The organism is Janthinobacterium kumbetense (assembly GCF_023703445.1).
Classification (GTDB): Bacteria; Pseudomonadota; Gammaproteobacteria; order Burkholderiales; family Burkholderiaceae_D; genus Janthinobacterium; species Janthinobacterium kumbetense.
In genome coordinates, this window is sequence record NZ_JAMQGR010000024.1 from 1 (window position 1) to 12,203 (window position 12,203).

The following is a 12,203-nucleotide window of genomic DNA, read 5'->3' on the forward strand; positions in this document are numbered from 1 at the left end:
TCTTGCCGTCCAGGCGGGACAGGATGGCCTTGGCGGCGGCCTTGGCGTCGCCGCAGATGCCCACCGAGATTTTCTTGACCAAACCGAGCATCTTGTTGTCCGCGTCGATCTGGATGATCTTGGCGTTTTTCGGCCAGTAATCCATGCCGTGCTGCGGCAAGGTGCCGAACGGGCCCAGGCGCGAACCGAGGGCCACGACGACGTCGGCCTGGGCGATCAGTTTCATGGCCGCTTTCGAACCCTGGTAGCCGAGCGGGCCGCACCACAGCGGGTGACTGGCGGGGAAGGAATCATTGTGCAGATAGCTGTTGACGACTGGGGCACCGAGGCGTTCGGCCAGCGCCTTGCATTCTTCGATGGCTTCGCCCATGACGACGCCGCCGCCCGAGATAATCACAGGGAACTTGGCCTTGGCCAGGAGCTCCGCCGCATCGTTGAGGCTTTGTTCGCCGCCGGCGCCACGATCCAGGCGGTTCGGTTTCGGGATTTCCGCCTTGATTTCGCCATAAAAATAGTCGCGCGGGATGTTCAATTGCGTCGGGCCCATTTCCGACATGGCGCGGTCAAAACAACGGCCCGTGAATTCCGCCATGCGGGCGGGATTCGTCACGTGGCCTTGATATTTCGTAAATTCCTCGAACATCGGCAACTGGTTCGCTTCCTGGAAGCCGCCCAGGCCCATGCTCATCGTGCCCGTCTCCGGCGTGATGATGACGACGGGCGTATGCGCCCAGTAAGCGGCGGCGATGGCGGTCACGCAATTGCTGATGCCGGGGCCGTTCTGGCCGATGACGACGCCGTGGCGGCCCGAAACGCGCGCATAGCCGTCGGCCATGTGGCCGGCGCCCTGCTCGTGCACGACGGGAATCAATCGGATGCCGGCGGGGGCGAAGATATCCATCGGGTCCATGAAGGCCGAGCCCATGATGCCGAACATGTCGGTCACGCCATTGGCGGCCAGGGTTTCCACGAACGCTTCGGAAGGCGTCATCTTTTGCGGGCCGGTGGGGATGGCCGCTGCGGCGGCGGCTTTTTGCTCGGTCATGTCATTCATGGGTGTCTCCTGGTCTGTGGTGATGAAGTGCAGCGAATTATCAATTAATTTATCAAAAATCGGTATATTTTGTTCCGAAATTTGATATACAATTCAATTTAAGCGTTCGGCAATCAAAAGTCAAACAGATTTTCAAGGAAACGGTACAATTTGAGTTCGAAAATGAAATAAGCTGACGTCACACTCAGAGCTACCCAACCGAGGCCACCATGGACATGATTTCATCCCCAAAACTTGAGCCGGAAAAACTGGAAGGCGACACGCCCACGATGCGTTTGTTTGCCTTGCTGGAAGTGATTGCCGAAAAAGACCAGTTGCTGTCGCTGCAAGCGCTGGTGGAAGAAACGGGCTTGCCGAAGCCCACCCTGCACCGCATGCTGCAACAGCTGGAAAGCGTGGGCGTGCTGCAGCGCGAAAGCGATGGCCGCCACTACAGCACGGGCGTGCGCCTGCGCCGCCTCGCATCGAACCTACTGATTAACAACACTTTCCATGGCGCCCGCCGCATGGTCTTGCGCCAGCTGGTCGAGGAAGTGGGCGAAAGCTGCAACCTGACGGCCTTCAGCGGCAGCGAAGTCGTGTACCTGGACCGGGTGGAAACGGCGGCCCCGCTGCGCTTCTACCTGCATCCCGGTTCGCGGGTGCCGGCCCACTGCTCGTCCAGCGGCAAGCTGTTCCTGGCGCAAATGACGCCCGTGCAACGGCGCCGCCTGCTGGGCCACATGGAATTGACGCGCTTTACGGACAAGACGGAAACGGACCCCGTCAAGCTGGAACGCGAACTGGAACTGGTGCGCCGCAACGGCTATGCGCTGGACGACGAGGAATTCCTGCCCGGCCTGCTGTGCGTGGCCGTGCTGGTGCCGAACCCGAACGGCCGCTCGAACCTGGCCGTGGCCATCCAGGCGCCCATCATCCGTTTGACGCACGACAAGGCTTTACATTTCTTGCCAGCATTACAACGCGCCGCGCAAGCCCTGGCCGCCATCGAATCGGAAACCATGCCGACGACGGGCGGGGACGACGACGCATTGCAGGCAGGTAATTCATAACCCCGTAGCGCCCCCGCTGCGGTTTCACAGGAGAACAAGGTGCCAGATTCACGCCAACATCCCCCCGCCGCAGCGGCGCAAACCTTGCAGTCCGTGCGCAGCCTGTTCCACATCGACAGCGACCTGCTCGTAGCCGTCTTCACGGAACGCGATCCGCACGTGCCCGACATCGATCCCGCCTACCGCTTCAACAAGGATGTGACCCTGGCGATACTCGCCGGCTTCAGCCACAACCGCCGCGTGATGGTGCAGGGCTTGCACGGCACGGGCAAGTCCACGCACATCGAGCAGGTGGCGGCGCGCCTGAACTGGCCTTGCGTACGCGTCAACCTCGACGGCCACATCAGCCGCCTGGACCTGGTCGGCAAGGACGCCATCGTGCTGCGCGAACAGCAGCAAGTGACGGAATTCCAGGAAGGCATCGTGCCCTGGTCGCTGCAGCGCCCCGTGGCCCTGATCTTCGACGAGTACGACGCGGGCCGTCCCGACGTGATGTTCGTCATCCAGCGCATCCTCGAGCGCGACGGCAAGTTCACCCTGCTCGACCAGAACCGGGTCATCACGCCGCATCCCCACTTCCGCCTGTTCGCCACGTCGAATACGGTGGGACTCGGCAACCTGAACGGCATGTACCACGGCACGCAAGTGCTCAATCACGCGCAGATCGACCGCTGGAACATCGTTGCCACCCTGAACTATTTGCCGCAGGCGGAAGAAGCGGCAATCGTGCTGGCCAGGGTCCCTTCCATGAACGACGAGGCGGGCCGCCAGCTGGCAGCCGCCATGGTGGCCGTGGCCAGCCTGACGCGCCACGGTTATGCGGCGGGCGACCTGGCGTGCCTGATGTCGCCGCGCACGGTGATTACCTGGGCGGAAAATTGCCAGATATTCCGCGACCCGGCGCTGGCCTTCCGCCTGTCCTTCCTCAACAAATGCGATGAGGCCGAGCGCCCCATGGTGGCCGAGTATTACCAGCGCTGTTTCAATGAGGAATTGCTGGCGAGCCAGGCATGAGCACGGAAACGACCGCGCCTGCGCCCTACACGCGCGAGCAGCAGGAAACGGACGAGTTGTGCGCGGGCGCCATCCGCGCGCTGAGCGGCGTTGCCTCCATCCGCTACCGGGGCCGGCGCCTGCACGACGGCCACCGCCCGCTGCCCATCCACTCCGCCCATCTGCAGCCCGATGCCGCGCTGCAGGATTTGCCGTCGCTGCGCGGCGCGGCCGACAGCGTAGCCCTGCGCCTGCTGCACACGGACGCCGCCTTGCACAAGGCCCTGTGCCCTTTGGCACCCGTGGCGCGGCTCGTCTTCGAATTGCTGGAACAGCTCAGGGTGGAAACGCTTGCGCCAGATCAACATGCGGGCGTGGCGCACAACCTGCGCCACCGTTTCACGGCCTGGTCGCACGCGTTCTACGATTCCGGCCTGGCCGAAGGCGCGTCGGGCTTGCTGTTGTACACGGTGTTCCAGATGTGCTGGTCGCGCCTGACGGCCAGGCCCGTGCTGGAAAAGACGGAAGATTTCATCGAGGCCACGCGCTGGTCCGTGTCTTCGCAACTGAGCGGCGACCTGGCGGGCTTGCGCCGCCACCGAACGGACCAGGCGGCCTTTGCGCGCCACGCTCAGACCATCGCCCACGCCGTCGACGCCATGCTGCAAGAGGCACAGGCGAAGCGCGAAGGCGACCAGGACGAGGCGGGCGACGCCAGGGCGCAGGCGGCCTTCAAGCTGCTGCTCGATTTCGACAGCGACAACGACCACGTGCCCGATGCCGCGCCGCTGGGCGACAGCCGCACCTTCAGCGATGGCCAAGGCGCCTACAAGGCGTACTCCACGGCATATGACCGCGAAGAAAAAGCGGGCGAACTGGTGCGCCGCGCCCTGTTGCTCGAATACCGCGAACGCATGGATGCGCGCATCGCCAGCCTGGGCATCAACACGGCCCGCCTGGCGCGGCGTTTCACGCAATTGCTGGCCGTGCCGCAACGCGACGGCTGGTCGTTCGGCGAGGAAGAGGGTTATATCGACGGGCACCGCCTGGCTCAGCTGATCAGTTCCCCGTCCGAACGCCGGCTGTTCCGCAAGGAACAATTCCTGCCGCAAGCCGATTGCCTCGTCAGCTTCCTCGTCGATTGCTCCGGCTCCATGAAGACGCATGCGGAATCCGTGGCCGTGCTGCTCGACATTCTGCTGCGCGCGCTGGACCAGGCAGGCATCGCCACGGAGTTGCTGGGCTTTACGACGGGCGCGTGGAACGGGGGGAAAGTCAAGCGCGACTGGATGCGCGCCCGCTCGCCCGCCCAGCCGGGCCGCTTGAACGAACTGGTGCACATGGTTTTCAAGGATGGCGACACGAGCTGGCGCCGCGCGCGGCCCGACATCGCGGCCCTGCTGAAAGCGGACCTGTACCGCGAAGGCGTCGATGGCGAAGCCGTGGATTGGGCGTGCACGCGCATGCTGGCGCGCCCGGAACGGCGGCGCATCTTGCTCGTCGTATCCGACGGTTGCCCGATGGATACAGCCACCAACCTGGCCAACGACGAGTTTTATCTGGCGCAACATTTAAAGCAAGTGGTGGCGCGCCGCGAAGCGCAGGGCGCCGTGGAAATCTGCGGGCTGGGACTGGGCCTGGATCTGGGCGCCTACTACAGCCGCAGCCTGGCCACCACCCTGCCCGCCTCGCTGAACAATGAGCTGTTCAGCGAGATCGCGCAGTTGCTCGGTGGACGCAAAAAGTAGCCGCTATGCCGGCGGAAGCGCCAGCAACTGGCGGCGATGCGCGTGCAGGAAGGCTGGCACGGGCGACGCCTGCCGTCCCGTCAACGCGCGATAATCGTCGCTGACGATGTGCATGGCATCGGTGGCCAGCCAGCGCTCGATGCCTGCCAGCATCTGCGCCATCGGCGCCGGCATGCCGGTGGCGATGAAATGACGCGCCCGTTCCTCCGCATCGAGATTCACGACCTCGACAGGCTTGCCAGACAGTAAGGCGGCCATGGCGGCCAGCGCCGGCGCATCGGGGGCGGCGGGCCCCGTGATGTCCAGGATGCGGCTGCCAGGATAGCCATCCGATAGCGCCGCAGCCGCCGCATGCGCGCAGTCTTCGCGCGCCACGTACGACACATGACCTGTTCCCATGGCCGTTTGCAGCCGGCCATCCACGGCGGCAGTGCCCAGCACCACGAGCAGCAAATCCTGGTAAAACGCGTTGCGCAAGATCGTATGGGCCATGCCGCTGTCCGCCAGCAGCGCTTCCGTGGCCCGGTGATCGTCGTTCAGCAGCGAGCGCTTGCCCTCCTGCGGCTGCAGGAACGAGGTGTAGACGATATGCGCCACGCCCGCCTGGCGCGCCGCCTCGATGGCATGGCGGTGCTGTGCCACGCGGCGGCCCGTGCCGTCGAGGGTATTCGTGCTGATCAACAGCAAACGCTCGACGCCGTGGAAGGCGCTAGCCAGGCCTTGCGGCTGGTCAAAGTCGCCGCAGCGCACGCCGACGCCCTGCTGCTGCCACGCCGCGTGGCGCCCTGGCGTGCGGGTGATGGCCGTGAGCGCCATGCCGGGCCGGCCGGCGCGATGCCCGATGAGTTCATTGACGACGAGGGACCCCAGTTGGCCGGAAGCGCCGGCGACGGCGAGATGCATTGTTTTCATGTTCTTTTCCTTGTGGCGCGCGCAGGCGCACCCCGGATGGGGCGGCAACGCGCGACGATGATGTAGGGGAATCAAAGGCGGCCATGCGGCGGCCCGCCCCTTGCGGGGCAAAGCTGCGGCAGGCTTACAGGAAAGAAGGGAAAACAAGTGTCATGCGCCCACCATGGCGCGTGGCGCCCGCCTGGTCAAGCGCTTTCGATGGCGCTTGACGGCGGCAGGGCTAGTCGACGCAGTACCGCACGGCATGCGCTTCCATGGGCAGCGGAATTTCCCAGTTCCACAGCATCGACTGCAACTTCTTGTTGCTGAGCGACGTGTCGCGCTGGCCGTTGCGCCGCAGCAGCTCCTTGCGCGGCTGCTCCAGGTACACGAGTTCCACCTGCGCATGGTATTTGTACAGCAGGTTGAGCGTCTTTTCGCGCATCAGTTTGGACAGATGCGTGGCGTTCCACACGAACGGTTCACCCTTGCGCAGCAGCTCGCGCGCCCGCTCTTCCGCATAGTCGCCCACCTGCCCTTCGTTCTTGCCGTGCTTCAAGCCCAAGGCGATGCGCGCATCGTCGAAGGAGACGACGGGCAGGCGCGGATGGTGCTTCTCCACCCACGTATTCTTGCCGGACGCGGGCAAGCCCGACATGACGATCACGTGCGAGCCCGGCTCCTGGAACAGGGAATAATCGGGATGCGCCTCGGCGCCGCGAAAATATTTCACGCGCGTGTGATCGTCGACAAACACCCGGCGCTGGCCATAGCAGCCCTCCTCGCGCGCCAGTTCGCGGAACAGCTCGATGGCATCTAAAATGCGCTGCGGATCGGGACAGATCCTGCCGCGGATATCGGCCTCGGCCAGCATGGCCAGCAAATGGATATCGACTTGCCACGACAGTTCGCGCACGGTGAACTCGGGCGTGACGCCACGCCGCGAGGTTTCCAGCGCGAAGAAGGGCACTTGATGTACATTAATCAGGCGGCAGATTTCCTCGCGCACGGCAAACGGCACGTCCCCATCCCACAGGGCGATGCGCGCATCGAGGGCGCCCTTGCGCGAGTGGCCGGGCTGACCGATGGCGCCCGTGACGGGGTCGATCACGGTGGTGCTGCACTTGGCCACGTCGTGCAGCAAGGCGGCCAGGAACACGATTTCCTGCTGTGCCCGCGTGGCTTGCTGGTAATCGGGCATGGCCAGCAGGGATTCCACCACCATCATCGTATGCGTCCACACATCGCCTTCCGCGTGGTACACGGGGTTTTGCGGCGTCGTCTTCGCCAATTCCAGCTGCGGGAAGGCGGCCAGGCAGGCGTTGAAATCGGGCGACTGGCCCGCCGACGGCACCAGTTGTTGTAACTGTTTCCAGTTCATCTAGTACTCCTTGAAAATATTGCCAGTTCGTCCAGCGACTGGCAGGTGTGCAAGCCCAGGCTCTCCCACGTGACGAGCGGCTGCGGCGCGTACAGGTCGACGCCCTCGGCCAGCAGATTCGGGATCAATGGACGCGTGCTGTGGTGCGAGCCGCTGTCGAGGATGGTTTGCGTAAAGTCATGCCGCACCAGCTTGTAGCGGGCCAGTACTTGCTCGTCGTCTTCCACTTTCAGGTACAAGCCTTCCGCGTGGTCGGACTTGTCCGTCTGCCTCCAGCACAGGTCCAGCGGCAGCCGTTCGCGCGCCACCACGCCTTCGAAAGCGTCGCGCCACAGGCGAGACTTGGCCAGCGAATGGCGCAGCAGCAGCCACAGCTGCTTGGGCGAAGTCGGCATCAATCCCGCGTACAGCACGGGGACGGACAGCACGGGCGAGCCGGCCAGCATGGCGTGGCGGCGCGCCGTCGATAAAAACATCTGCGTGCGGCGGCAATACACGTCGAACTCGTTGAAGTAATGGGGCAAGCGGTCGTAAAACACGGAATGCTTGCTGTAAGACCATTCGCCAAACAGCACAAATTGATCTTCCAGCAGGTGCAGCAAGGCGTGTTCATGCGCATGCGCCCACGGTTTGAGCAGGTTGAACTGGCGTTCGCTGCCACCGCCCGCCAGGTAATGGCCGCGCGACTGCAGCAGCACCTCGCCCGCGTCGCTGAACGACACGGCGGAGTTGGCGCCATCGATTTTTTCCTCGATGACGACGTACTGGCCAGCCAGCTTTTTCAGGGGCATCTGGTCGGAACCGTCGTCGCCATCCTGCAGGCGCGAGCCTTCCAGGTGCGGCGTGCGCGGGTATTTGAATAAGGGCAAAGATTGTAAAAACATAGCGTCCCACGCCGCGTTCACCGGGGCGTGTCCATACAGGGTCAGGGGTGCTGACGACGTGTTCGGGCGTGGACGATCGAGACTAGCGTCTCGGATACGTGTGCGGAAGGAGCAAAAACAGTGCCGCAGCAATCGGGGGCGTCAACGCGCCGAACGATGCTGCAGAGAGCATTTCGTCAGCGTTAGCAGGTGATGGCGAAGAAGCGAGGCACTTTTGGCTCCAATAAGGAAGAGGTTCGAGAAAGAACCGCGAATATAAAGGCTGTTTGATTATTTTGCAAGTGGCTCCGCGTATCGTGCGCCCTCTTGCGCGCACTGCCGGGGCCGGAGGCTTTGCAATCCGCACAAAGTTTGCTAAGCTGGCGGCACTTCCTGTCGCTGCTGCGTGGAAAACAAACATGGCCCTTGCAAAAAGGCCGTGCATTCGTTATTTCCGGAGCAGAATCGTGTTTCCCCTATCCAGATTACAAAAAGCCCTGCGCCGCCAGGGCATCGCTGTCGCCTATGCCGACGGCATTTATACACTCAGCAATCCGCACGCGCAGGCGTCCGTGCTGCTGCCCCACAACTTTCCCCTCGAGGAAAAAGCCGTGCGCCAGCTGATGGAGTTTGCCGCCGTCGCCGTGCCGGGCCAGGATGGCCATGTGTGCAAGGCCTGCGCCACGCCCGACTTTCACCCGGGCAGCATCGCCCCTGTAGGCAGCATCGTTGCCACCAGCCCCGACATGGTGATTCCCGCCATCCCCGGCACGGACATCGCCTGCGGCATGCGCCTGATCACGACGGGTTTGACCCTGGCGCAGTTCGAGGCGCGCAAGCCGCAACTGCTCGCCAAGCTCAAACATGTGCTGCTGGAAGACGGCCGCAACGTGCCGCTGCGCTCGAAAGCGTTTGCCGCCCTGTTCGACGTGGGGCCGGAAGCGTTCATCGACAGCCTGCACAATGATGGCTTGTGGCCACGGGTCGACAAGCAGCGCTTGCTGCGCGAGCTCGACGATTGCATCGCCTTGCGCGAACTGGGCGGCGGCTTGCGCCATGCGCCCGAAGCGCTGGTGGGCACGCGCGAAGTGATACGCGACCCCAGCCTGGGCACCACGGGATCGGGCAACCACTTCGTGGAAATCCAGCTGGTCGATGCCGTCATGGACCGCCATGCCGCGTACCGGCACGGACTGGTGCCCGGCGAAGTGGTCGTCATGATCCACAGCGGCAGCCGCGACGTGGGATTTTTTGTCGGCAGCCGCTGGATGGACCGTGCCAAAGAAGCGTGGCCGGCAGGCGTGCGCCACCCGAAGTCCGGCCTGTACGGCTTGACGGGCGAACTGGCCGGCGAATACATGGACGCCATGGGTGTGGCGTCGCGCTATGCCTGGGTCAACCGCATGGTATTGGCCGAGCTGGTGCGCGACAGCCTGGCGCAGGTGTTTGCGCAGGATCAATCCCGCCTGGTGGTGGACGTGCCGCACAACGTCATCCTGCGCGAGCACGGCATGAACATCCACCGCAAGGGCGCCACGCCCGCCCGCGAAGGCGACCTGGCGCTGATCCCCGGTTCCATGGGCGATTATTCCTATGTGGCAACGGGGATGGGCAATCCCGACTGGCTGTGGTCGTGCTCGCACGGCGCGGGACGCAGCATCCGCCGCCAGGCCATGCGCGCCATGCGGCCCACGGTGGGCGGCGACGAAATGGCGTTCCAGTGCGTGACTTTGCGCGAAGAGCGCCGCGTCGAGGAAGCGCCGATGGCGTATAAAAAGATCGGTCCCGTCATCGCCGCGCAGGAGGAAGCGGGCTTGCTGCAATCGGTGGCCCGCCTGAAACCTTTATTGACGTTCAAGGCCTAGCGCAGCAATTGCGGCACGGCCGCCGCCATCAGCGAAATGCCGATGGCGGTCAGCACGGCAAACGCGATGCGGCGCATGCCGCGCTGGGCGATCGGCGGCGGATAGCGCTTGCCGGCCATCGTGGCCAGCACGCCCACGGGCAAGGCCAGCGTGCACAGCAGCAATACTTTCGCATCGAGCTGGCCCTGGCTGCCCGCCATCAGCGAGCGCCCGCCCGCGCTGAGGGCGAACAGGAAGATCAGGCTGTAGCGGATGGTGGTCAGACTCATTTCCTGGCGATAAAACTGGTACACGAGCGGCGGTCCCGCCAGCGAAAACAGGCCCGAGAACAGGCCGCCGCACACGCCGCTGATGAAAAAGCTGCGCTTGTCGGCCGCGCCCGGTCCCGGCGGCGCCTGCAGCAGGATGCTGACGCCGCCATACACGATGGCCGCGCCCAGCAAGAGTCTCAGGATGGGCGCATACGCCTGGTCCAGGTATCCCAATAGCAAGACACCGGCCGCCATGGCCGGCAGCAAGCCGATGCTGGCGGCGCGGATGGCGCGCCAGTCCAGGTGGTGCAAGGCGCCCGGCAAGGCCACGAGACAATTGGCCAGGGACAACAAACTGACGAGGGCCGCCAGCGCGGGCACGGACGCCAGGCCCAGGCCGCTGGCCACGCCCATGACGATCATGCCCAGTCCGAAACCCGTGACGGTCTGGAAATACGTGCCTGCCGCCACCACGCCCAGCAGCGCCAGCACGGGCAAGCTGAACAACTCAGCGCCCACCCTGGGCCTGCACGGACGTGACGGCAATCACGTTATACACGTCGTCGGCGCAGCAACCGCGCGACAGATCGTTGGCGGGTTTCTTCAAGCCTTGCAGCAAGGGGCCGATGGCGACGGCGCCGCCCATGCGTTCGGCCAATTTATAGCCGATATTGCCCGCGTCCAGGTTCGGGAACACCAGCACGTTCGCGCGGCCGTTGACGACGGAATCCTTGACTTTTCTTTGCGAAATCTCGGCCACGATGGCCGCATCGAGCTGCACGTCGCCATCGATGGCCAGCAGCGGACGCTGGGCCTTGACCCGGTCCGTTGCCGCATGCACCTTGTCGACGGCCGCATGGTGGGCGCTGCCGCTGGTGGAAAATGACAGCATGGCCACGCGCGGCTCTTCCATCAGCAAGGCTTGCGCGCTGTCGGCGGCGGCCATGGCGATGTCGGCCAATTCCTCCGCCTTCGGGTCGACGACGAGGGCGCAGTCGGAAAAGATGAAACCGCCCTTCAGGCTGTGGAACGGTTCGCACAGCATCATCAGGAAAAAGCTCGACACGAGCTTGAAGGCCGGATCGACGCCGATGATCTGGATGGCGCTGCGCACCACGTCGGCCGTCGTGTGCACGGCGCCCGCCACGCAACCGTCCGCGTCGCCCAGCCGCACCATCAGGTTGGCGTAGCACAAGGGATCTTGCACGGCGATCCTCGCCTGCTCCACCGTCATGCCCTTGGCTTGACGCAGCACAAACAATTGCTGGGCATAGTGTTCCGACTCGTCGGACGTTTCCGGGTCGACCAGGCGCACGGCATCCAGGTCCAGCGCCTGTTCGCGCGCCAGGGCCAGGATGGCGGCCGGCTTGCCGACGATGGTGATGTGCGCCAGGCCGTCGCTGGCCGCCCGCGCGGCCGCCTGCAGCACGCGCACGTCGCCGCCCTCGCACAAGACGATGTTTTTCGGCACGGCGCGGGCTTGCGCGATGATGCGGTGCAGGGCTTTCATGGCGACTCCAATTCGGTAAAAAAATGCCGGAACCATGGAAGCATGAAACATGAAACATGAGACATGAGACATGAAACATGATTCCGGCACATAAAACCCGGCAAGCCGGGGTCATACAAGGATCGGGCAGACTGATTACACGTAGTCTTTGTACTTGTCCAGGTGGCGGATCGGCTTGCTCAGCGCATCGCGGCGGAACGGGTCGCCCAGCTCGCGCGTGCACATGATTTCGATGATGGTGGTCTTGCCTTCATTCATCTGCATGTCGATGGCCTTTTTCAGGGCCGGACCCACGTCTTCCAGCTTGTCGACCGTGATGCCTTCGGCGCCCATGGCCCGCGCAATTTCCGCGAAGCTCTGGTTGTCGAGCTCGCCGGCGACGAAGCGGCGGTTGTAGAAATCCACCTGGTTTTTCTTTTCCGCACCCCACTGGCGGTTGTGGAACACCACGGCCGTGACGGGAATGTTGTGGCGCACGCACGTCATCGTTTCCATCAAGCTCATGCCCCAGGCGCCGTCGCCCGCATACGACACGGCCGGACGGTGCGGTGCAGCAACCTTGGCGCCGATGATCGTCGGAAACGCGTAGCCGCAA

11 protein-coding genes are annotated in these 12,203 nt (G+C 64.0%); 4 read left to right on the forward strand and 7 right to left on the reverse strand.

Annotated elements, in window-relative coordinates; translation table 11 throughout:
* Window positions 1-1,045 (reverse strand): sulfoacetaldehyde acetyltransferase (locus NCG91_RS27595; protein WP_251352031.1); only part of this gene is annotated, 1,045 nt, incomplete at its 3' end.
* Between the two features lie 224 nt (window positions 1,046-1,269).
* On the opposite strand from NCG91_RS27595, the gene NCG91_RS27600 reads away from it, so the two are divergent.
* From NCG91_RS27600 to NCG91_RS27610, 3 genes are read left to right on the forward strand one after another with little or no spacing between them, the layout of a single operon-like run.
* Window positions 1,270-2,106 carry an IclR family transcriptional regulator gene (locus tag NCG91_RS27600; RefSeq protein ID WP_369811606.1) on the forward strand — a complete coding sequence of 279 codons (837 nt, stop codon included), beginning with the start codon at window positions 1,270-1,272 and terminating at the stop codon, window positions 2,104-2,106.
* 39 nt (window positions 2,107-2,145) lie between these two features.
* Window positions 2,146-3,120 carry an AAA family ATPase gene (locus NCG91_RS27605; protein ID WP_251352016.1) on the forward strand — a complete coding sequence of 325 codons (975 nt, stop codon included), beginning with the start codon at window positions 2,146-2,148 and terminating at the stop codon, window positions 3,118-3,120.
* The gene (locus NCG91_RS27610; protein ID WP_251352019.1) at window positions 3,117-4,847 is read left to right on the forward strand and encodes a cobaltochelatase CobT-related protein; all 1,731 of its coding nucleotides are present in this window, start codon (window positions 3,117-3,119) and stop codon (window positions 4,845-4,847) included. Before NCG91_RS27605 ends, NCG91_RS27610 begins: the two co-directional genes overlap by 4 nt.
* Window positions 4,848-4,850: 3 nt before the next feature.
* Here NCG91_RS27610 and NCG91_RS27615 read toward each other — a convergent pair whose 3' ends face one another.
* The 3 genes from NCG91_RS27615 to NCG91_RS27625 form a co-directional block, all read right to left on the reverse strand.
* On the reverse strand, window positions 4,851-5,759 hold the full coding sequence (locus NCG91_RS27615) for an NAD(P)H-binding protein (RefSeq protein WP_099664796.1): 909 nt from the start codon (window positions 5,757-5,759) through the stop codon (window positions 4,851-4,853).
* A 220-nt stretch (window positions 5,760-5,979) separates the two neighbouring features.
* Window positions 5,980-7,119 (reverse strand): AAA family ATPase, encoded by a 1,140-nt coding sequence (locus NCG91_RS27620; RefSeq protein ID WP_251352021.1) that lies wholly within the window; start codon window positions 7,117-7,119, stop codon window positions 5,980-5,982.
* A complete protein-coding gene (locus tag NCG91_RS27625; protein ID WP_251352023.1) occupies window positions 7,116-8,003 on the reverse strand; it encodes an RNA ligase family protein in 888 nt (295 codons plus the stop codon). Before NCG91_RS27625 ends, NCG91_RS27620 begins: the two co-directional genes overlap by 4 nt.
* Before the next feature lie 446 nt (window positions 8,004-8,449).
* Here NCG91_RS27625 and NCG91_RS27630 point away from each other — a divergent pair, with 446 nt between their 5' ends.
* Window positions 8,450-9,847, forward strand: coding sequence for an RtcB family protein (locus NCG91_RS27630; protein WP_251352024.1), 1,398 nt, complete (start codon window positions 8,450-8,452; stop codon window positions 9,845-9,847).
* On the opposite strand, the gene NCG91_RS27635 is transcribed toward NCG91_RS27630, so the two are convergent.
* The 3 genes from NCG91_RS27635 to NCG91_RS27645 form a co-directional block, all read right to left on the reverse strand.
* Window positions 9,844-10,605 (reverse strand): TSUP family transporter, encoded by a 762-nt coding sequence (locus tag NCG91_RS27635; protein WP_251352026.1) that lies wholly within the window; start codon window positions 10,603-10,605, stop codon window positions 9,844-9,846. The genes NCG91_RS27630 and NCG91_RS27635 overlap by 4 nt on opposite strands.
* 1 nt (window position 10,606) lies before the next feature.
* Complete coding sequence (gene pta, locus NCG91_RS27640) at window positions 10,607-11,608, reverse strand: phosphate acetyltransferase (RefSeq protein ID WP_251352028.1); 1,002 nt, start codon at window positions 11,606-11,608, stop codon at window positions 10,607-10,609.
* A 135-nt stretch (window positions 11,609-11,743) separates the two neighbouring features.
* Window positions 11,744-12,203 (reverse strand): thiamine pyrophosphate-dependent enzyme (locus NCG91_RS27645; protein WP_251352004.1); only part of this gene is annotated, 460 nt, incomplete at its 5' end.